The sequence below is a fragment of the Polynucleobacter sp. VK25 genome (assembly GCF_018687355.1).
Lineage (GTDB): Bacteria > Pseudomonadota > Gammaproteobacteria > Burkholderiales > Burkholderiaceae > Polynucleobacter.
The window spans coordinates 1,288,084-1,310,838 of sequence record NZ_CP061288.1; the positions used below are offsets into that span (position 1 = coordinate 1,288,084).

The window sequence follows — 22,755 nt, forward strand, 5'->3', positions numbered from 1 at the left end:
ATTAGCTCTCAAGCTAGTCAGTCAAGGGGTGATTCTCTAAATCAGACTCCAAGTATTTTTTTACTAAGTTTTGCACTGAATCGGCATGCATTTTGTCCATCACCCTGGCTTTATGCACCTTAATAGTTGCGTCAGTAGTGCCGAGCTTTACCGCAATATCCTTGTTTAATAGACCTTTAACGAGCCATCCGCATACTTCTCGCTCTCTTGGGGTAAGACTTTCGTAATCCCTCTTAGCCTCTACATCCAAAGAAACGCGTTTGAGCTGACGACTGTCAAATTCAATTGCATCAGCTACTGCCTTTAAAAGTTCTTCGAGATTAAATGGCTTGAATAGAAAATCCAATGCCCCCTTCTTCAGGCCCTGAACAATTTGGTGAGGATGGCTTTGCCCACTGACAAAGACAATCGGCGTCTTGCGACCAAACTTTTGGAGCTTTTCTTGCAAATCTAGCCCAGTCATATCGGGCATTTGCATATCTAGCAAGATAACGGCCGGAGACACTGGAACAGATTTCTCCAGAAAAACGCTGGCAGATGCGTAGTCCTCAACGAGATAGCCCAACTCCCGTAGCATTCTTGAAAGAGAGATGCGCATAGACTCGTCATCATCAATAAGGTATATGTGGCCGACTTTAGTCATTGAATTCAAAGGAAAAAGTGATCGATGGATTAATGTACTGCAGCGTCTTTTGAGAAGCTATTAGCTATCAAGCTAATACTTAGACCTAAATCAATGATTTCATTGGTATTTTTTGTATTGCGGTGCAACATTTATCCCAACTTAGTCAATTGCCTCAATCTACAGAACCTTTGATGCCATCTCACGGCACAATAGAGCCTTTCGACACAAACCTTTTCTGGAGTAAATAAGCATGAAACGCCTTAATGAACGCTCGCGCATGGTCACCGAAGGGGTCGCTCGCGCACCTAATCGTTCGATGTATTACGCAATGGGTTACGAAGAAAAGGATTTTGCAAAGCCAATGGTTGGCGTTGCAAACGGTCACTCCACTATCACTCCTTGTAATAGTGGTTTACAAAAATTAGCTGACGCTGCTGTTGAAGCATTAGAAGCGGCTGGTGCAAAAGCTCAAGTATTTGGTACGCCAACCGTTTCTGATGGTATCGGCATGGGCACTGAGGGAATGAAGTATTCACTCGTATCACGTGAAGTCATTGCCGACAGTATTGAAGTTTGTGTCAACGGTCTTTGGCAAGATGGTGTAGTGGTCATTGGTGGTTGCGATAAAAACATGCCGGGCGGCATGATGGCTTTAGCGCGCACTAACGTTCCTGGCATCTATGTTTATGGCGGCACAATTAAGCCAGGTCATTACAAAGGCAAGGAACTCAATATCGTTTCTGCATTTGAAGCGGTTGGTGAATTTACATCTGGCCGATTGAGTGAAGAAGATTTAAAGGGTGTTGAACAGCATGCCTGTCCAGGTAGCGGCTCTTGTGGCGGTATGTACACAGCAAACACCATGAGCTCTTCATTTGAGGCTTTGGGCATGAGCTTGCCCTACTCTTCTACGATGGCCAACGTTGATGCTGAAAAGGTAGCTAGCGCTGCTGAATCCGCACGCGTCCTAGTTGAAGCAGTTAAGAACAATCTTCGTCCACGCGACATCATTACCAAGAAATCCATTGAGAACGCAGTCAGCGTCATCATGGCGGTTGGCGGATCTACCAATGCCGTATTGCATTTCTTGGCGATTACAAGCGCTGCTGAAATTGATTGGACCATTGATGACTTTGAGCGTATTCGCAAACGCGTTCCTGTGATCGTGGATATGAAACCATCTGGAACATATTTAGCAACTGATTTACATCAAGCTGGCGGCATTCCACAAGTCATGAAAATTTTGCTCGATGGTGGTTTGCTACACGGTGATTGCATGACGATTACTGGCAAGACAATTGCCGAAGTATTGAAGGATGTGCCGTCAGTGCCACGCGCTGATCAAAAAGTGATTCGTACTTTAGACAACCCTTTGTACAAGCAAGGTCACTTGGCTATTCTCAAAGGCAACATCTCCCCTGAGGGTTGCGTTGCGAAGATTACTGGCTTGAAGAACCCTTCTATCACTGGTCCAGCACGGGTATTTGATTCTGAAGACGATGCAATGGCAGCCATCATGGCCCAGAAGATCAAGGATGGTGACATCGTTGTGATTCGTTATGAAGGCCCTAAAGGCGGTCCCGGCATGCGTGAAATGCTTGCCCCTACCTCGGCCCTCGTTGGCCAAGGCCTAGGCGAATCAGTGGGCCTGATTACCGATGGTCGCTTCTCTGGTGGCACATGGGGCATGGTAGTTGGTCACGTCGCTCCTGAGGCTTATGTAGGCGGCACAATCGCTCTCATTAATGAAGGTGACTCAGTAACGATTGATGCGCACAAGTTGCTGATTCAGCTGAACGTGGACGAAGCAGAAATTGCCAAGCGCCGTGCGGCCTGGGTACAACCGAAACCACGCTATACCCGCGGCTTGCTAGCTAAATATGCAAGTCTGGCAAGTAGCGCCAGTAAAGGTGCTGTAACTGATCAAGATTTAAATATTTAATTAATTTTGATTATAAAAAAGCCCCTAAGTAAATCTAGGGGCTTTTTTTATTGCTTCTGTTAAATCGCTTTACTTAGTGCTTCATTGCTCCATGACCGGCAGCCGCGTTACCCATCGCGTTTACAGGCATTTTTACTTCCACCTCACCCGCTTTTGCAAACTTCAACTTCACTGGCACAGTTTCACCAGCAGTTAGAGGTGCTTTAATGTTCATCAACATGAGGTGCAAACCGCCTGGCTTGAGTTCAACCGCCCCACCTGCTGGCAAAGGGATGTCTTTAACTTGGCGCATTTTCATGACATTTCCATCCATTGCCATTTCGTGCAACTGCACTTCACCAGCAACTGGCGAGCTAGCAGAAATCAACTGATCGGCAGCACCTTTGTTCTCAATCTTCATAAAGCCGCCAGCCACTTGCTGCCCTGGAACGGTAGCGCGGGTGTAGGCGTTCTCAATTTGTACGCTACCGACTTTAGCGTTCTGTGCGCTTGCTAAACCACCAAAACCAAAGCCAATTGCTGTGATCAACAATGCTTTCAATAAAGTATTACTTTTCATTTGTACACTCTCCTAGTAAATATTCATATGGGTTGACTATGACTTGCCGGCAAAGAAGCTTTGTAGCCTCAGAAAATCCACCCCGCCAGTCTTACGAGCGACTTTGCCGCTCTTATCAATCATGATCGTTGTAGGGGTTTCTCCATGCCACTGCGGATCAATCTCATAACGTAAGCGCTCATCAAATAGGGCAGCCACATAGTAATTATTTGCCTTATCTAATCCTGCCTTGCTCAGCATTTTTTTAATAGCATCTTGTGAAACATCATCAACCTGAATAAAGATCACTTTTGCATTTGGGTTGTTTTTTAGAAACTGGCCCCACTGCGGCATCTCTTTTACACAAGCCGGACAGGTCACACCCCAAAAATGGACCGCCAATGGCGAGCCATTGCCAGCCTTGCTTATCGACTTCCAATCCCCCGCTTGATAAGGCTTCAAAGAGGCTACATCCGCCAGCACCAGGCCGGCAATAGATAAAGATAAGGTAACGAGGAGTGCTGACCAAAACCGCTTCATTGCTTGCGCCCAATATTCATTAATTGATAACCATCATCACGTGTTAGCCAAGATAGAAATACTTCATTCCCTCGAGCTAACAACAGAGGGTGATCGCTATACCCTACTGTACTTGCCAATATTTTAGGTGAACTCCAGGTGTTGCCATCATCAGCAGACTCTTTCAGATAAACCGATGACTGCTTCCCATCAAATTCTTTCCATACTAGCCATACTTTCTGATCTGAGGCAAAAAGATAAGGTCTTGCAACATTAGATCCTTCTGCACCAATTTGGCTTGGCTTTGAATAAGTAAACCCTTGATTGCTAGAGTTGGCATAAAACACGCCAGAACGCTTACTGCCTTGCGTATACCAAGCAACATGGAATTTTCCTGTCCCTGATACTGCAATAGATGGACCGTGATGTGGGCATGCATCCGTTTTCCAATCATCATCCGCCACCCTGCGAACAGGCTCGGCACCCTTACTAGAGATCACCTGAGAGGCTTGGTCTCGTATACCTCCAGGATAGATGGCACGATAGGCAATGACTGGCTGGTTTTGTGGATCCAAAGCTGCGCCGATACGGCAGCACTCACAACTGCTCTCGTTAGCAAAACGCTCCGTCTGAAATGTCTTCCCGCCATCCTGCGAAGTTGAATACGCAATAGAGCCACCCAAACGCCTCTCACCACCCTGCTTTGCCTTAGCAACTAGGCGCTTATCTATCCAAGAAATAAAGATAGAGTTATCCGACCTAATAATTACCGAAGGAAAGCGCTGACTAGAGCCATCCTTAACTAAAGTTTCTGGACTGGTAAATGAATTACCGCCATCCGTAGATCGAACAGTATTGATTTGAGCATTCCAATTCGCATCTTTGAAAAAGGCATATGCTAAAAATATATTCCCCTGTTTATCAGCCACAATTTGTGGCCTAGCATCACTTCCGGTATCAAGCGATTTACCATGCTCAGCAATTTTGATTGGGGACGTGAATGATTTTCCTAAGTCATTAGATTGTGCAACTGAAACCACTCCATTGGCAGTCCATGACAGCAATAATTTTCCATTTGCATCAAAAAAAGGAGTGGCTGCATTTGCACACTCCAAACCAGAATCCTGACAAGTACTATTGGGCTTTACATGTGCAGGATTCATCATATGAGATGAATGGTCCATCTGAGCATAGGAGAAATTTAGCGCAAACAATCCCAAGACACCCCCAAAGAGTGCCTGGATTGTTTGTTTTTTAACTTGCTGATACATTAGAAAATAGCTCGAGCTCCAATGGTAATCGCCTGCGGCATGCCCATCATATAACTAGTCTGGCCCGTACCAGAGCCGTAAGTAATGTACTGACGATTAAATAAGTTCACTACAGAGGCATACATAGAAACCTGCTGATTTATTTCGTAATTAGCGCGCATCCCAACAACGGCGTACGCCGGCACTGGCAGAGAGTGTGCTGGATCCATCCAAGAATTACCGATATAACGAACGTTTGCGGTTAAGCTAGCCTTTGGCAATGGATAGTAAGTTAATGCAGCATAGCCCATGTTTTGGGGTGTTCCGCCAAGCTGCGTTCTTAGCGGGTTAAGTGCAGCATCGACACTTGAAGCATTCCATGTAACAAACGCTCTTGTGTAGGTGTAAGTTGCATCCGTAGCCCATTTCGAATTAATGTCATGATGCGCCTGAAATTCAAGACCCTGACTTTGAATATTTTGATTATTGGAGTAAGAGTTTGCGTTGCTACCATAGCACACTGAGCCGAGTGGGCAAAATGCTAAATATGCAGCCGAACCTTGACTTAGTGTTGCCGCATAAATAGCGTTTGTAATGTTATTGTTAAAACCAGTTAACTGTACAAAACCAGCCCCCCAGCGGTAATCAGTACCCACCTCATATCCAGTCATATTCTCTGGTGTTAGGTTTGGATTTGCAAAACTATAAGTTTTTCCGGGTGACCCGTAACTTCTCAGCATATTATTCATTCCAGGAGCATGAAATGCCTGGTACGCAGCTCCACGCAGGTTCCATTTGTCCGTCAACTGATACAAAAGCCCAAGATTGGGGCTGAGTTTAGTTTGCTTAACAACTTGAGCGTTTGTATATGTTGGGTTTGCTCCATTCGCACCAGCCACATAATATTCAGGGACATTACTTGTGTATTGATCCACACGCGCAGACAGAGTAGCCTGTAAAGGAACTTGGGCACTAGTTTTAATCTGCCCCATTATCCCCGAAAAATTCTGGGTAGCTTTTGCATAGGCTACACCAACATTTGTCTGACCTAAAGCTTGGGTGCTCGGCGTGCCTGCTGTACATTTATTAGTGCCCGTACCAGAACAATTGGTAGTAGCCAAACTATTGGCGAAATTTGAGGCGTTAACCTGCCTTAAATCCACCCCTAAAATATATTGCTCAATTAAAGAATTTTTTAGGTCATGCGTCAATGAAACAGAGCCACCACCAGTGGTCGATGGGTCTTGATATGTAGATGAAATATAAGGGGTATTTGCTGGCGTCAACTTAACTGCAGGTGGAGGATTTGTAGTTGCTCCATTTTGCTTATTAAAAATCTCATTTTGATAGAAGCCACTTACAGTCACCTTTTTATCAACGTCTAATTTTGTGGTTGTGCCACCCGCAATATTTGTTGTTTGTACCAAATTTGTTGCAAAGCTATAGTTTGAAGATAGATCTGCCATGGTGCTATAACCCATGCGAAAAAATCCATCGGTATCCTGGCTAAATTTCATATTGCCCTGCATGCGCATATTTGAATTTGATGCGCTGCCATTAGACATGCCCGGTGCAAGGGGTGCCTGCTGGGGAGTTGCAACGTTTGGAAGTGTTTTTGTAACCCCCCAAAGAGTAGCTGGCGATATTGTGGCAGGACCTACGTAACCTTCAGTACTAAAGTAGTCTGCTGAAAAACGCAGTTTCACTGCATCACTAACGGCCAAATCCTTCGATACAGCCACATTACCTGTACCGAATGAGCCGTAACTAACCGAAGCCTCATTTTTACTATTGCTGATATTTTTAGTGTTGATATTGATGACGCCACCCATGCCATAGTTGCCCCACAAACTCGAGACGCCGCCTCGAACAATCTCGATGCTTTCGATTGACGACATGGGTACCTGATTCCACTGAACCGTGTTGTAGAAAGGGTCTAAAGCAGGAACACCGTCTATCAATACCAAAGATCTAGCATTACCAAGGCCGCGCATATTAATACTTTGACCAGTTGGGTCTTTCTCATAATACGGGGTGTCATTCAAAAATACGCTAGGGGTATTTTTCAGGATCTGGTCAGGCGTTTGATCTGGAGCCAACTCCAATACATCTTGTGTCATAACGGTTGTATTCATCGTCATGCGATCCAAGGGGGTATCAGAACGACTGGCATTCACCACTACTTCGCTTAACCTTTGGTTGTAATCCGGTGGCGGTGCAATCTGCGCTTGCACACCTATTGCCACGAAGGCTGAGCCAAAAATCATGCCTAGGCATGCGCTAATTTTCTTTTGCTTAAACAACATCTACTGCTCCACTTTTTATTACGACAACGCTTTTAAAGATTCGTTGCCAACTACATAGCTAGGCTATGCCCTAATATTTAATTAGGCTTGTACTGGTGGAGCTGCTGAAGGTGGGGTTACCCAAACGGCGAGAGGCTTAGGCGATTGGTAGAAAAGCTGTGGCAGCAAAGCTAAAGCTTGCGGAGCCTGAAATGTGAGATTGTTATTGAATGCTGGGGTGATGCTGTTTTGAGCAACGCAATAGGGACAAGGCTGCATTTGATCTGCAACATCTTGATCATCTGTCTGAACATCGATTTGCATCTTGGCGCCAGATGTAGAACAAATCTCCATTGCAAAACCTTGGCCATGCTTTGCAAGCGATACCGCTTGAGATGCAGCTGGCGCTAGCGCACTCATTGCGATTGCAAATGCGGCAACCCAGTGAATGAGGCGGTTTTTATGGAATTTCATGATGGGTGAATTTTATCGGAATTTTGTGTTTCTTTCGTCTTTCGCATGAAAAAAGGGGCTGACGCCCCTTTTCCCTTTGAAATCACTATGTCTAGCGTCTTTCCTTATGCAGCAGAAACCTTCTTCTTACCAATCACCTTGCCGATCAATGGCCAGAAGAGGAGGAGCAGAGCTACTGAAGAAATGCCTGCTACCAGGTAGTTGGAGAAGAATACATCCAAGCTGCCTTGTGAGATCAGCATTGACTGACGGAAGGAGTCTTCCGCACGGTCGCCCAATACCAAGGCCAAGACCATTGGTGCCATTGGGTAATCGAGTTTCTTGAAGACATAACCCAATACACCGAAGCCCAACATCAACCAAACGTCAAAAGTCGCGTTGTGAACGGTATATGCGCCCACCGCACAAATCACAATAATGACTGGAGCAATGATTGAGAATGGAATTCTCAAGATGGAGGCAAACAATGGCACGCAAGTTAATACAACAAACAAGCCAGCCAAGTTACCCAAGTACATACTAGCGATCAAGCCCCAAACAAAGTCTGGCTTCTCAACGAAGAGCAATGGGCCAGGTTGTAAACCCCAGATCAACAAGCCACCGAGCAATACCGCTGCAGTTGGTGAGCCTGGAATACCCAAGGACAACATTGGAAGAAGTGCAGATGTACCAGCTGCGTGAGCCGCTGTTTCTGGAGCAACGATGCCTTCCATTTTGCCGGTACCAAACTTGTCGCCTTCTTTAGATACGCGCTTAGCTACACCATAAGCCATAAAGGATGCAGGTGTGGCGCCGCCTGGAGTGATACCCATCCAGCAACCAATCAAGCAGCTGCGCAATGAAGTAGCCCAGTATTTTGGTAACTCTTTCCAAGTTTCCAAAACAACCTTGCCGCGAATCTTTGCAGCTGCGCCTTGGAATGCCAAGCCCTCTTCCATTGACAGGAGAATCTCGCCAATACCGAACAAGCCGATCACCGCGATCAAGAAGTCAAAGCCACGCATCAATTCTGGATGGCCGAATGTCAAACGCAATTGACCTGTAACGGTATCCATACCAACAGTTGCTAGGGCAAAGCCAAGCATCATGGCGGAAATTGTTTTGAATGGTGAGCCCTTATTCATGCCTACGAAGCTACAGAAGGTCAGCAGGTATACCGAGAAGAACTCTGGTGGGCCAAACTGCAATGCAAACTTAGCAACCAAAGGCGCCAAGAAGGTAATCATCACAATTGCGAAGAATGCACCCACAAATGATGATGTGAAAGCAGCTGTCAACGCTTCGCCAGCTTTACCATTACGGGCCATTGGATAACCATCAAAGGTTGTCGCCACTGACCAAGGTTCACCAGGAATATTAAATAGAACGGATGTAATCGCCCCGCCAAACAATGCGCCCCAGTAAATACAGGACAACATGATGATTGCGGATGTAGGTGGCATTGTGAATGTCAACGGCAACAGAATTGCAATACCGTTTGCACCGCCAAGGCCAGGCAACACGCCGATGATCACACCGAGGGTTACACCAACCAACATCAACAATAAGTTAAAGGGTGTCATTGCAACGGCAAAGCCGTTGAATAGAGCGCTAATTTCTTCCAACTTGAACTCCTTATTTAATCTTTTTTAATAGTTATTCTTTTTTATTGCACACCCAAGAATTCGAGCGGGTTAAACCATGAGCCATGTGGCAATGGAACCTGGAACCAGAACTCGAACATGAGGTACAGAGCTACGCTCACACCAATTGAAACTGCAATCGCTTTCCACAATGGATATTTACCCAACCAAACCATGAAGATGGCAATGTAAAACACTGAGGAAACATAAATACCAATGAGTTGCACACCCAGAACAAACACAATCGCTGGCAATAAAACCGCCATCACTTGCTTGAAAGGCTCTCTCTCAACAAATGTTTCAGTTTTCTTGTTCTTATTAACGATCGCTGCCTGATAAAGAGTTACCGCGCTCGAAAGCATCATGATCAAGCTAATGTAGAAAGGGAAATAGCCGGCCTCTGGACCATCGCTACCCCAGCTGGCACCTAATTTAATGCTGCCTACCATCACCGTCAGACCAATCGCAAGAAATACGATCGCAGTGATGATATCCATTGCTCTCACGCTAATTACTGAGTCTTCTTTTAAATTATTTGTATGTTCAGACATTTTTTGATTTTTAATAAAGTTGATTAATGCTCTTACTTAAAAAATAGGACCCCCAATTGGAGGTCCTATTTACTTTCTCTTCAATTACTTGGCCAAGAAGCCAGCTTCAGACATTAACTGCTTGTGTAAAGCTTCATTCAATGTAAGCCAGTTTCTAAACTCTTTACCACTCATAAATGTTTGGTTAAACGCCCCATCAATCATGAACTTCTTCCACTCTGGAGTAGCGCGAACTTTCTTAAACAACTCAACATAGAAGTCAACTTGCTCTTGAGTTACACCAGGAGCCATGAAAATACCACGCAACATAGTGTAGTCAGTTGTTACGCCAGCTTCTTTACAGGTTGGGATGTCGTACCATGACTGAGTATCCGTAACCTTCTCTTTGTATGGCATACGTGTGTCATCAAATACGCACAGTGCACGTAATTTATTTGCACGCCATTGAGCAACTGCTTCAATTGGGTTGTTCACAGAAGAATCTACGTGATTACCAACCAACTGAACTGCAACGTCGCCACCCCCTTTAAACGGGATGTATGTGAACTTAGCGCCAGTTGCCTTTTCAATTGCTACAGTGATGATCTGGTCTTCAGACTTGGAGCCAGTACCACCCATTTTGAATTTGCCAGGACCCGCTGCTTTAGCGGCATCGATGTATTCCTTTGCTGTCTTGTAAGGCTTTTCAGCGTTGTCCCACAAAACGAATTGGTCAAGCGCCAACATCGCCACTGGAGTGATGTCTTGCCAGTTAAAAGGAACACCGGTTGCTAATGGAGTAGTAAACAAATTGGAGAGTGTGATCACAATCTTATTTGGATCGCCCTTGGCTTCTTTCATTGCCAAGAAGCCTTCAGCACCCGCACCAGCACCTTTATTCACAGGAATAATTGCCTGCTTCATCAAATTATTTTTGGTGATGATCCCTTGAATCATACGAGCCATTTGGTCAGCACCACCGCCGGGACCGGCAGGAATAATGAACTCAACTGGCTTGTTTGGCTCCCATGCTGCAAAAGCAGGTGAAACGCCAACTACACCGAGGGCTAAAGCGGTAGATAACAACGCCCCTTTTAACTTCATCTTCATAAAGTATGTCTCCAAAATGGTTTACCAATTTAATTTGGCTTATCTAATGTGTGTGTGATTTTTAAACAAGATGAGCAAGCAGAACTTGACTGCCATCAATAATTTCAAAATCGTTACACATGGGCTTCTGAAATCTAGTAGAAACCCTGATATATCAAGCCAAAGACTACAGCTAGTGTACTTACATATGGGCACAAAAACTGCATTTTATGCACGAAAAATGCGCATTTCTGGATGGCGATTAACCGCAAATTAGGACTAGGGTTTTCCCTGATTATGATCGAAAAATGATGCTGCTTAACGGAATCGATCTAATAGTTTTTTGCTGACTTTATCCAGTTGCGTGGAGTCCTTAATGAGGAACTGCAGGCCATTTGAATCTGCAATCAGCAATGTATTGCCAGCAATTCTGCGAATGTCTTCTTCAGCCTTCAGGCGAATTCGGGTAGGACCACGGTCCGTTTCAATATCCCAAATGCTTGGTGTAGCAAAAGTGGAGACCTTAGTAATTTTTTCAATCACTGGCATGAACTCACGCTCAGCCAACTCTTCCTCAATCAATCCTAATTCAGCTTCAGAGATCGCACTCATATTTGGGAACCAGCAAAGCTCTTTCCCAGATTGATTCATGATGCCAACACCCGCATCAGGTGCAGTAATTGGAAATGCTCTTACTGGATGAACGCCCACATGTCGCTCACCTTTGTTATCAATGAAGACCAGGCGACCTAGTGCATCACGCTCTAGTTGATGAGTCTTGTTCATACCCCACCCCCAATTTTCTTAGCCGCTTCCTCTAGTTTTTCTTCTTGCTGCTCTGCTTTTTCTTCTTCTAAACTTTCGCCAATAGCGCCACCCTCAACGAGCTCTGCAGCATGACGCAGTTGAGCTTGATACAAGGTGTAATAAGCACCCTGAGCTTCCATCAATTGATCGTGAGAACCTATTTCTACAATCTCACCTTTATCCAAGACAACTAAGCGATCTGCTTTCCTTAAAGTGGAGAGGCGGTGTGCGATGGCAATCGTGGTGCGACCTTTAACCAGATTATCTAAAGCGCGCTGAATTTCTTTTTCCGTGGTTGTGTCGACTGATGAGGTCGCTTCATCCAAAATCAGAATGCTTGGATTGATCAGCAATGCACGTGCAATTGAAATGCGTTGACGCTCACCACCGGAGAGAGACTGACCACGCTCCCCAACTAAGGAGTCGTAACCTAAAGGCAGACGGAGAATAAATTCGTGAGCATGAGCTGCACGAGCAGCCTCAATGATTTCTTCACGAGTGGCATCTGGTTTGCCGTAGGCAATATTTTCTGCGATGGTGCCAAAGAATAAAAACGGCTCTTGTAATACCAAGCCAATGCGCTTGCGGTAGTCGGAAATGGCAATACTACGAATATCGCGCCCATCCAATGAAACAGATCCAGAGCTGACATCATAGAAGCGACAAATTAAGTTCACTAAAGTACTTTTGCCGGATCCGCTGTGACCTACCAGACCAATCATTTCGCCTGGAGCAATATCTAAATCAATCCCCTTAGTAACCGCACGATTGCCATAACGGAAACCCACGCCACGCAAGGAAATACGGCCTTTAACCTCGCCTAATGGCGCTGGATTAATAGGCTCCGGAACGCTGGAGACGTGATCCAAAATATCGAAAATACGCTTGGCGCCAGCTGCCGCTTTCTGTGTATGAGAAACAATCCGACTCATGGAATCTAAACGGATATAAAAACGTCCGATATACGCTAAGAATGCAATCAAGACACCAACGGTGACTTTCTGATGTGCAACTTGCCAGATACCAAAACCCCACACCACCAGTAAACCCGTTTCAGTAAGCAAAGTTACCGTAGGTGAGAATAAGCCCCATACGCGATTGACGCGATCATTGATTTGTAGATTGTGTTTATTGGAGTCTACAAAGCGCTTGAGCTCGCGATCTTCTTGGGCAAATGCTTTGACCACTCGAATACCTGGAATGGTATCGGCCAAAATATTTGTCACTTCAGACCAGATGCGATCAATCTTTTCAAAACCAAAACGCAAACGATCACGCACTACATGAATCATCCACACGATGAATGGCAATGGTGCCAGGGTGACCAGGGCCAGCAAAGGATCGATCGATACCAGGATTGCCGCTGTCATGGTGATCATCAAGACATCGGTCGCAAAGTCAAGTGCATAAAGGGAGAGGAAGACGCAGATGCGATCGGTCTCTGCACCAATACGAGCAATTAAATCACCCGTTCTCTTGCCACCAAAATATTCCAATGAAAGCTTAAGTAAATGCTCAAAAGTGGTATTTCGTAAATCGGCGCCAATACGCTCACTCACCAAGGCAAGAAGATACGTTTTCCACCAGCCCAGTCCCCATGCAACGATCGCAGCACCAAATAAAGCCAAGAGATACATGCTGGCTAAATGAAAATCAATCGGGTTACCGCGCTCGTATGGAATCAAAACATGATCCATTAATGGCATCGTCAGATACGGCGGAATTAAAGTTGCGCCCGTAGACAACAGAGTTAATACAAAACCAAGTAGTAATTGCTTTTTGTAAGGACGTGCAAAACGCCAAAGTTTGAAGAGTGTCCAAGTAGATGGGGGTGCGTCATCCTCCGGATCGCACGTGGGACAAGAATCAGAATTTGCTGGTTTTGGACTCAAGCAAGCCGGGCAAACCTGCTTGTCATACTCACTAACCTCACCGCTGCTGATTTCCTCACCACGAGTCAACTGCTTAAAGCTTGATTGCAGGCGCAGAACTTGGGGATTCACAGCCAGAGTGAAATTCCAAGCCCTCAATAATTTATCGGGAGTTTCTAGGCGTAAATGCCCCACTCCCGCATGATCGCCATGGACTAAATGGGTGCTCTGACCCAACTTCCAGGATTCAAATACCTTACCATCCGTCCAAACCAGACCTTCGTCACCAAGCAAAAGCAGGCTTTTTTCAAAGCGCAACTCATCGTCCAGATCGAGCTCAACCCATGCTAGCAAGGCGTCAGGGCTCTTTACTGGAGATGCCTGATTGGCTAAAACAGCCTCCCAATAGCTTGGTAGCACGGGAGCAAAAGGTAGGATTAGTGGCTTCATTGACCTTAAAAGTATAGTGGAGCTGAATTATTTAGATTTATTGCTCCTGTCAACTTTAGAGGCCCAAAAGCCGTTAAATTACTTAACTAGGCCTTTTTATGTATTTTTGCTAATTTTGTGAGTTTTTCAATAACTACTAGAAACAGAGAGACTGTCTGACGCGTCAACGCCAAAACCCTTGGTGCCGGCCATCGCAACACTGCATATGCCCCAATTACTAGATAAATCCATCGAGATTCTGAGCGTTAAGCATCTCCGTGGCCCCAATATGTGGACTTACCATCCCGTTATCGAGGTATGGCTTGATATTGGTGATTTAGAGGACTATCCCTCTAACCTCATCCCCGGCTTTTATGACCGTCTGGTCAAGGCACTCCCAAGTCTTGTTGAGCATCGCTGCAGCTATGGCAAAACTGGCGGATTTTTAAAGCGCGTTGAAGAAGGTACTTGGCCCGCTCATATCCTTGAACACCTGACTTTAGAGCTGCAAAACTTAGCTGGCATTCCTGGTGGCTTTGGCAAAGCACGCGATGGTGATCGCCGTGGCGTTTATAAAGTCATGGTTAGCGCCATCAATGAAGAAGTCACTCTCACTGCCCTCAAATACGCACGCGACCTGTATCTAGCTTTAGCGCAAGACAATGCTGATTGTGTTGCTCTCACACAAACCATTATTGAGAACTTGCGTGAACTCGGTGACGATCTCTTGCTCGGCCCAAGTACCGCTTGTATTGTGAACGCAGCTGAAGAGCGCGGTATTCCATCGATTCGTTTGTCTGAAGGTAACTTAGTTCAATTAGGTTATGGTGCTAAGCAACGCCGCATTTGGACTGCAGAGACTGATCAAACAAGCGCGATTGCGGAAACCATTTCTCGCGATAAAGACTTAACCAAAAGTTTGCTACGTAGCGCTGGAGTTCCTACTCCTGAAGGTAGAACAGTTACTAGCCCTGATGATGCTTGGGAAGCTGCACAAGACATTGGTCTGCCGGTTGTAGTCAAACCAATCGACGGCAACCATGGCCGCGGCGTCTTTATTAACCTCTACACCCAACAAGAAATTGAAGCTGCTTATGCAGTTGCTATCGACGAAGGTAGCGAAGTATTGGTTGAGCGTCATATTGTTGGCGATGAGCATCGCTTACTTGTTGTTGGCAATAAAGTTGTTGCCGCAGCTAAAGGTGAAACTGTTTGGGTAACTGGTGATGGCAAACACACCGTTCATGAGCTTATACAGATTCAGATTAATTCTGATCCGCGTCGTGGTACTGCTGAAGAACATCCTTTAAATCCAGTGCGGATTGATTCTGCAGTCGAACTAGAATTAGCACGCCAACAATTAACTGGTGACAGCATTCCTGCTGCTGACCATAAGGTCTTAATCCAAAGTAATGGCAACGTAGCTTTCGATGTCACTGATTTAATTCATCCTGATGTTGCTAGCCAAGTAGCCTTAGCTGCCCGCGTGGTTGGTCTTGAAATTGCGGGTGTTGATTTAGTGGCACAAGATATAAGCAAGCCACTTGCAGATCAAAATGCGGCCATTGTTGAAGTTAATGCTGGTCCAGGCCTATTGATGCACTTAAAGCCTGCTAGTGGCAAACCGCAACCTGTTGGTGTTGAAATTGCTAATCACCTCTTCCCCCCTGGTACGGATTTCCGCATTCCCGTAGTTGGAGTCTGTGGCGAGCGTGGCAAAACACCGGTTGCTGAAATGATTGCTCATTTCTTACGTTTAACCAATGTCTATGTTGGACTCTCTTGTAGTAAGGGGCTCTTTTTTGGTAATCGCGCTATCCCCAACTCTAATTCCTCCAATTGGGAAAATGCGCGTCGTACATTACTGAACCGCGCAGTTGAAGCTGTCGTGATTGAGAACAATCATTTGTCGATGTTGATTGAAGGCTTAGCCTATGATCGTTGCCAGGTTGGCGTAGTGCTCAATGTTGATCCAAAGGCAAACTTCCCGCAGTACGCCATTTACGATGAAGATCAAGTCTTTAGCGTTGTTCGTACTCAAGTAGATGTTGTACTTCCAACCGGCGTTGCCGTGCTCAACGCGGATGATCCAATGTGCGTTCAGATGGCTGAGCTTTGCGACGGTCAGGTGATTTTCTTTAGCGAAAATCCCGACTCGGAGATTATCAAAAATCACTTGCTTGAAGGCGGACGTGCAGTTGTCATCGGCAAACAACAAATTACCCTGAAGTCTGGCAAGCTGGATCAGAAATCTATTCCCGTACCGCGCCACTCTGAAGCAAACAACACCACTCCATGGAAGACTATGAATTTAGGTGCGGCGATTGCCGCGGCCTGGGCTCTAGATATTCCATTTAACGTTATTGAAGCAGGCGCAGAAACATTCGTACCTGATGCCACTATCTCTACAGGGGCTTAATTGGAAATCACCCGCATTCGCATGTTGCGCGGCCCAAATTTATGGAGCCGCCATACCGCTTTAGAAGCCATTGTTTCTTGTGATGAGTCAGAACGCTCCATCGACTCTATTCCTCAATTTGAAATTAAGATTCGTGAACGCTTTCCTCAGTTAGGCAGTATGCGTCGCGGCGGTCACAATGAGGTGCTTTCACTGGCCCACGCCTTAGAGCATGCAGCTTTAGGTCTTCAAGCGCAAGCAGGCTGTCCCGTTACTTTTAGTCGCACTGTACAGACTGTAGATACTGGGGTTTATCAGGTTGTAGTTGAATACACCGAAGAAGTCGTTGGCCGGATGGCATTTGACTTCGGCTTTGCATTAATTCAAGCAACCCTCAACGATGCACCGTTTGATCTGGCTGCCGCCCTCTCTGAATTAGAAGCGCTTTACGAAGATGTTCGTCTTGGCCCTAGCACAGGATCCATTGTCGATGCTGCAGTTCAGCGCAATATCCCCTACCGCCGCATGACCGAAGGCAGCATGGTTCAGTTTGGTTGGGGTAGCAAGCAAAAACGAATTCAGGCTGCAGAAACTAGCGATACCAGCGCGATTGCTGAAGCCATCGCACAAGATAAAGAACTTACTAAAAACCTACTCGCTGCTGCCGGAGTATCTGTACCTATCGGTGAAGTAGTTACCACTGCTGATGATGCTTGGCGCGCCGCCCAAAAAATTGGCGGCCCCATTGTGCTTAAGCCAAAAGATGGTAATCAAGGTAAAGGGGTTGTAGCCAACATTCAAACCGAAGAAGAAGTTCGTGCTGGATTTGTTGTAACCCAAGCCTTTGGTCGTGAAACGATTGTTGAGCGCTATCTTCCTGGTGCAGACTATCGCTTGCTAGTAGTTGGCAATCGCTTATCAGCTGCTGCACGCCGAGAACCCGCACAAGTAGTTGGGGACGGCACTCACACGGTCGCCGAACTTGTAGAGATGGAGAATAAAAATCCATTGCGTGGCGATGGGCATGCGACCGCACTAACCAAAATTCGTTTTGATGATATTGCCCTAGCGCATTTAGCTAGCAACGGCCTATCACCGCAGCATGTACCCAAAACTGGCGAGCGTGTTTTATTGCGTAATAACGCCAACCTAAGTACTGGCGGTACTGCAACCGATGTGACTGACGATGTTCACCCTGATGTAGCGGCGAGCGCAATTGCTGCCGCGCAGATGATTGGTCTTGATATTGCTGGTGTCGACATCCTCTGCGAATCCATCTACAAGCCCTTAGAGCAACAAGGCGGCGGCATTGTTGAGGTGAATGCTGCACCTGGATTGCGCATGCATTTAAAGCCTTCTTACGGAAAAGGGCGTCCTGTAGGCGAAGACATCATCAATATGATGTTTCCACCCGGAGACGACGGCCGAATTCCTGTAGTTGCAGTCACAGGCACTAATGGCAAAACCACTACCGTACGCTTGATCTCTCATTTATTAAATGCAACTGGTCTGCGCGTAGGTATGACAGGCACCGATGGCGTTTACATCAATCATCGCCTCATTGATACCGGCGATTGCAGTGGGCCGAAGAGTGCCCGCAATGTGTTGATGCATCCCGATGTCGATGCTGCTGTTCTGGAAACGGCGCGTGGCGGTATGTTGCGCGAAGGCCTGGGTTTTGATCGCTGTGAAGTTGCTGTAGTCACCAATATTGGTGAGGGTGATCACCTGGGTCTCAATTACATCACTAGCGTTGAAGATTTAGCCATCCTGAAACGCGTCATTGTGCAAAACGTCGCCCCTACTGGCGCTGCAGTATTAAATGCGGCAGATCCGATGGTGGTGAAGATGGGCGATAAATGCTCTGGCCGAGTAATCTTCTTTGCTCAGAACCAACATCACCCAGTGATTGCGGCACATCGCGCTAAGAATAAAAAAGTGATTTATTTTGATGGCACTTATATCGTTGCATCTAAGGGTGCGCGCGTTATGTATCGCTTCCCCGTGAGCGAGATTCCATTGACACAAAATGGCGTCCTCGGTTTTCAAATAGAAAATGCGATGGCTGCTATTGGCGCTGCTTGGGCCCTAGGTCTTGATGCAGAAAAGATTGCTCGCGGTCTACATGGCTTTGAGAGTGATGCTAATTCAGTACCGGGGCGCTTTAATCAGTTTCAACACAAGGGCGCCACTGTGATCGCCGACTATGGACACAATCCTGATGCGATGCGCGCTCTGACAAGCGCTATTGAGGCGATGAAACCTAACAAGAGCCATGTAGTCGTTAGTGGCGCAGGTGATCGTCGTGATGAAGATATTCGCGACCTGACCCGCATCCTCGGAAATTCTTTTGATAACGTCATCCTCTATCAGGATGCCTGCCAACGTGGTCGGGAAGACGGCGAAGTATTAAAACTCTTACAAGAAGGTTTAGTTGGCGCCACTAAGGCAAAGCAAGTGAAAGAAATTCATGGCGAATTCAAGGCAATTGATACAGCCCTCAATGATCTTGCTGCTGGTGATATCTGCCTGATTCTGATCGATCAAGTGGAAGAATCACTTGCTTATCTGAAGGAACAGGTGAAGCCTTAATAGTCACTCTTGGAACAACAAAAAACCCAATCGCATGATTGGGTTTTTTATTTGTGCGGGAGATCTTGTTTAGGCGTGATATTGCTGAATACGCTCAATCTCTTCTTTGGATCCTAACATTACTGAGACGCGCTCATGCAAATCAGTTGGCTGTAAATCCATAATGAGATCTGTACCGTTAATAGAGACCCCTCCGGCCTGCTCCACCAAGAAACTCATCGGATTGGCTTCATACATTAAACGCAACTTACCCGGCTTATTTGGCTCGCGCTGATCCCATGGGTACATAAACACTCCGCCTCGAGATAAAACTCGATGCACATCGGCCACCATAGAGGCGATCCAGCGCATATTGAAATCTTTATCGCGCGTACCACTTGTGCCAGCTAGGCACTCCTCCACATAGCGACGTACAGGTTCGGCCCAGTGGCGCATATTGGACATATTGATCGCAAACTCTTTAGTCGACTGAGAGATTTTTACCGCATCCTTGATGAGTAAAAATTCGCCAGTATCTTTATTCAAAGTAAACATTACTACGCCATCGCCCAAGGTCAAGGCCATAGTGGTTTGCGGACCATACACCACATAACCGGCAGCAGCTTGATGACGGCCTGACAACAAAAAGTCAGAGGTCTGCAAGGGCGCATTGGGATCTTGCTTTTTCAAAATTGAAAAAATGGTTCCAATCGAAACATTCACATCAATATTGGATGAGCCATCGAGCGGATCAAATAAGAGCAAGTAATCGCCCGTGCCTTGAACGGGGACTGGCAACTCCATCTCTTCGGAAGCTAGGCCAGCAAGTGATTTGCAGCCCTTAACGCCATCGATCAATAAATCGTTTGCAATGATGTCGAGTTTTTGCTGAACCTCACCTTGTACGTTACCGGTGCCTGCGGAACCCAACAAACCAATCAAAGCACCCTGGGCCACTTCATGACTCAGAGTTGAACAGGTATTAACCACTGCGGTCAGCAAATCTTGCAGTCCAGGAGGAATAGCAGCCCCCGCAGGCTTTGCTGATGCCAAATATTGCTTGAAATTAATATGGGTACTTGAGGACAAAGGTATTTCTCCGATTTTTACCAAAACGATCTACTGGCTCTATTTTGCCTTGATATTTAAGCGGGCTAGTTACCTAGCGCCTTTCCAATCACTTCCCTCACATCTGGAGAGAGTGTTTGGCATGCTGAAACCCGCTCTAGGGCTGCTTTCATGCGATCTTGGTAAGGCTGGGCAAATAAACGCCAGCGATCCAAAGCTCTGGCAAGACGGGCAGCCACTTGAGGATTAATCGGGTCTAGTGCCAGCACACTATCCGCCCAAAACTCATAACCACTGCCATCTGCCTGATGAAAGCTGGCTGGATTATTAGCGCAGAAAGCATGGATGACGCTACGCACTCGGTTTGGGTTATTTAACTTGAATGCAGGATGCTCACGCAGCTTCATCACTTCAGTGAGCGTAGAGTTCAGCCCCTCAACAGGAGGACGGCTCGATTGCAGACCAAACCACTTATCAATAACCAAAGCATCATTAGCGAAACGACTGTAGAAATCAATCAAACAATCTTTTGCCTGCTTTGCGCCGTGCACCACCAATGCTGATAAAGCAGCATAACGATCGGTCATATTGTCAGCGATCTGATATTGGTTGGCAGCCATAGGAGCCCATACTGCAGGAGCAGCCTCGAGCAACATACTCAATGCCAGGTTTTTTAGCGCACGCTTACCTGCATCCACCCCATCGGACTTAAACGGCCCAGGTGTTTGCATTTGCTGATACAAGGCTGCCCATTCCAACTGGAGTTGTTTAGCAATCTCTCTACGGAAAGCGCGGCGTGCGGCAAATATCTTTTGGGGATCAACGCTTGTGCATTGTTCATACAAGTATGACTCTGCAGGCAGGGTAAGAGCCAGATCCTTAAAGGCTGGATCTAGATCGGTATCTAGCAAAATATGGCGATATGCCTCAATCAGCTGCGCATCTGGCAAACGATTATTCAGAATCATTTGCATCGCTAGCTTTTGACCAGCCTCCCAGCGATTAAAGGCATCGTCATCACCTGAGAACAAAGTCAGAAGATCCGCTTCACTCTGCTCAAAATCTAAATTGATTGGTGCTGAGAAATTGCGATTAATCGATAGTACTGGGCGCTCTTCGACATTGTCAAAAGTCCAGCTTTGTGTTGTTTGTGTGAGTTCCAGTAATTGCTCTTTTTGATCATTCGCCTTAGTAAGCAAGCGTATCTTCAGCGGAATATGAAAAGGCTTCTTCTCTGGCTGACCTGGGCTAGGTTTGTAACTTTGCGTTAGCGTCAGCTGATACTGTTTTTTCGCGGCATCGTATTGTTCTTGCACCTTCACTCTTGGGGTGCCTGCCTGGCTATACCAATTCTTAAACTGAGTGAGATCCTTATTATTGGCATCGGCCATCGCCATTAAGAAATCATCGCAAGTCACTGCTTGTCCATCATGGCGCTTGAAATACAGATCCATGCCCTTGCGGAAACCTTCTTTACCCAAGAGGGTTTGGTACATCCTGACTACCTCAGAGCCCTTCTCGTAGACCGTGACGGTATAGAAGTTATTAATCTCCTGATACTCATCTGGACGGATTGGATGGGCCATTGGACCCGCATCTTCCGGGAACTGCAGCTGACGTAGCAAGCGGACATCTTCAATACGTTTTACTGCCCTGCCCGACTCGCTACCCATTTGGTCAGCAGAAAACTCTTGGTCTCTAAATACGGTTAAACCCTCTTTCAGTGATAGCTGAAACCAATCCTGGCAAGTCACACGATTACCAGTCCAGTTATGAAAGTATTCATGGGCAACAACGCTTTCGATGTTCGCAAAGTCAGCATCGGTAGCGGTCTCGGGTTGCGCAAGAACAAACTTGGTATTGAAAATATTCAATCCCTTATTCTCCATCGCACCCATATTGAAATCACTTACTGCCACAATCATGAAGCGCTCTAAATCCAATTCGAGCCCAAAACGCTTCTCATCCCAATGAATAGAAGCAATCAGAGAATCCATAGCATGACGAGTCTTTTTTAGGTCATGCGGCTCAACCCAGATCTGCAAAAGCTTCTTGGCGCCGCTGCTGGTGGTGATGGTCTCTTCAATGCACTCCAACTTACCAGCCACCAAGGCAAACAAATAAGACGGCTTCGGAAACGGATCTTCCCAGGTTGCGCTATGCCAACCATTAGGAAGTTTTTCTGTATTCAGTAAATTGCCGTTAGACAACAAGACTGGGCATTCTGCCTCACGAGCGCGCAAGGTCACGCGATAGCGCGCCATCACATCTGGGCGATCTAAGAAGTAGGTGATCTTTCGGAAACCTTCTGCCTCACACTGAGTGAAGAAGTTGCCATTGGAAACATACAGACCCATCAAGGTCGTATTTTTCTCAGGCACACAAACGCAAATCATTTCCACAACAAACTTTTCTTTGCCTTCATTAGGTAAAGAATGAATCGTCAGTGTTTCTGGTGTTAATTCAAAATGGCGATGCGCCTCACCATTGATGCGCAAGCTCACAAACTCGAGTTCGTGACCCACCAAAACTAAGGGTGCTCCTGGGGCAAAGCTTTTGCCAGGCAATACTTCAATGCGACTCTTCACAATGGTTCGCGCTGGATCTAAAGCAATATCGAGCTCGACTTGATCAAAGGTGTAAACAGGCGGAAGGTATTCGAGCCGACGAAAGCTCTGGGGAAGATCAGTTTTCATGAGCCTATTTTAAGTCTAGGCTGGCAGACTGGTGAGTCGTC

At 46.3% G+C, this 22,755-nt stretch carries 16 protein-coding genes; 3 read left to right on the plus strand and 13 right to left on the minus strand.

Annotated features, from left to right (window positions below; genetic code table 11):
- Positions 1 to 13 precede the first annotated feature (13 nt).
- On the minus strand, positions 14 to 643 hold the full coding sequence (locus AOC21_RS06515) for a response regulator transcription factor (RefSeq protein ID WP_215391202.1): 630 nt from the start codon (positions 641 to 643) through the stop codon (positions 14 to 16).
- A 232-nt stretch (positions 644 to 875) separates the two neighbouring features.
- Here AOC21_RS06515 and ilvD point away from each other — a divergent pair, with 232 nt between their 5' ends.
- Entirely contained in the window at positions 876 to 2,567 is a 1,692-nt protein-coding gene (ilvD, locus tag AOC21_RS06520; protein ID WP_215391203.1) for a dihydroxy-acid dehydratase, read from the plus strand.
- 73 nt (positions 2,568 to 2,640) lie between these two features.
- Here ilvD and AOC21_RS06525 read toward each other — a convergent pair whose 3' ends face one another.
- From AOC21_RS06525 to AOC21_RS06570, 10 genes are all read right to left on the minus strand, one after another.
- Positions 2,641 to 3,126 (minus strand): copper chaperone PCu(A)C, encoded by a 486-nt coding sequence (locus AOC21_RS06525; RefSeq protein WP_215391204.1) that lies wholly within the window; start codon positions 3,124 to 3,126, stop codon positions 2,641 to 2,643.
- A gap of 36 nt (positions 3,127 to 3,162) precedes the next feature.
- The gene (locus tag AOC21_RS06530; RefSeq protein ID WP_215391205.1) at positions 3,163 to 3,645 is read right to left on the minus strand and encodes a TlpA disulfide reductase family protein; all 483 of its coding nucleotides are present in this window, start codon (positions 3,643 to 3,645) and stop codon (positions 3,163 to 3,165) included.
- Positions 3,642 to 4,790, minus strand: coding sequence for a sialidase family protein (locus AOC21_RS06535; protein WP_215391206.1), 1,149 nt, complete (start codon positions 4,788 to 4,790; stop codon positions 3,642 to 3,644). The genes AOC21_RS06530 and AOC21_RS06535 overlap by 4 nt, the downstream gene beginning before the upstream one ends.
- A 104-nt stretch (positions 4,791 to 4,894) precedes the next feature.
- On the minus strand, positions 4,895 to 7,180 hold the full coding sequence (locus tag AOC21_RS06540) for a TonB-dependent receptor (protein WP_215391207.1): 2,286 nt from the start codon (positions 7,178 to 7,180) through the stop codon (positions 4,895 to 4,897).
- Positions 7,181 to 7,261: 81 nt separating this feature from the next.
- Positions 7,262 to 7,633, minus strand: coding sequence for a DUF2946 domain-containing protein (locus AOC21_RS06545; protein ID WP_215391208.1), 372 nt, complete (start codon positions 7,631 to 7,633; stop codon positions 7,262 to 7,264).
- A 104-nt stretch (positions 7,634 to 7,737) separates the two neighbouring features.
- The gene (locus AOC21_RS06550; protein WP_215391209.1) at positions 7,738 to 9,237 is read right to left on the minus strand and encodes a tripartite tricarboxylate transporter permease; all 1,500 of its coding nucleotides are present in this window, start codon (positions 9,235 to 9,237) and stop codon (positions 7,738 to 7,740) included.
- A 41-nt stretch (positions 9,238 to 9,278) separates the two neighbouring features.
- Positions 9,279 to 9,806, minus strand: coding sequence for a tripartite tricarboxylate transporter TctB family protein (locus AOC21_RS06555; protein WP_215391210.1), 528 nt, complete (start codon positions 9,804 to 9,806; stop codon positions 9,279 to 9,281).
- Between the two features lie 84 nt (positions 9,807 to 9,890).
- The gene (locus tag AOC21_RS06560; RefSeq protein WP_251371611.1) at positions 9,891 to 10,889 is read right to left on the minus strand and encodes a tripartite tricarboxylate transporter substrate binding protein; all 999 of its coding nucleotides are present in this window, start codon (positions 10,887 to 10,889) and stop codon (positions 9,891 to 9,893) included.
- Positions 10,890 to 11,192: 303 nt separating this feature from the next.
- A complete protein-coding gene (locus AOC21_RS06565) occupies positions 11,193 to 11,660 on the minus strand; it encodes a DUF1854 domain-containing protein (RefSeq protein WP_215391212.1) in 468 nt (155 codons plus the stop codon).
- A complete protein-coding gene (locus AOC21_RS06570) occupies positions 11,657 to 14,002 on the minus strand; it encodes an ABC transporter ATP-binding protein (RefSeq protein ID WP_215391213.1) in 2,346 nt (781 codons plus the stop codon). The genes AOC21_RS06565 and AOC21_RS06570 overlap by 4 nt, the downstream gene beginning before the upstream one ends.
- A gap of 205 nt (positions 14,003 to 14,207) precedes the next feature.
- Between AOC21_RS06570 and cphA (AOC21_RS06575) the strand changes: the two genes are divergently transcribed.
- Positions 14,208 to 16,400, plus strand: a complete 2,193-nt coding sequence (gene cphA, locus AOC21_RS06575) for a cyanophycin synthetase (RefSeq protein WP_215391214.1) — start codon at positions 14,208 to 14,210, stop codon at positions 16,398 to 16,400.
- Positions 16,401 to 18,971, plus strand: coding sequence for a cyanophycin synthetase (gene cphA, locus AOC21_RS06580; RefSeq protein WP_215391215.1), 2,571 nt, complete (start codon positions 16,401 to 16,403; stop codon positions 18,969 to 18,971).
- A gap of 69 nt (positions 18,972 to 19,040) precedes the next feature.
- Here the strand turns inward: cphA (AOC21_RS06580) and AOC21_RS06585 are convergent, their stop codons facing one another.
- Complete coding sequence (locus AOC21_RS06585; protein WP_215391216.1) at positions 19,041 to 20,039, minus strand: class 1 fructose-bisphosphatase; 999 nt, start codon at positions 20,037 to 20,039, stop codon at positions 19,041 to 19,043.
- A 65-nt stretch (positions 20,040 to 20,104) separates the two neighbouring features.
- On the minus strand, positions 20,105 to 22,714 hold the full coding sequence (gene pepN / locus AOC21_RS06590; protein ID WP_215391217.1) for an aminopeptidase N: 2,610 nt from the start codon (positions 22,712 to 22,714) through the stop codon (positions 20,105 to 20,107).
- Positions 22,715 to 22,755: the final 41 nt, after the last annotated feature.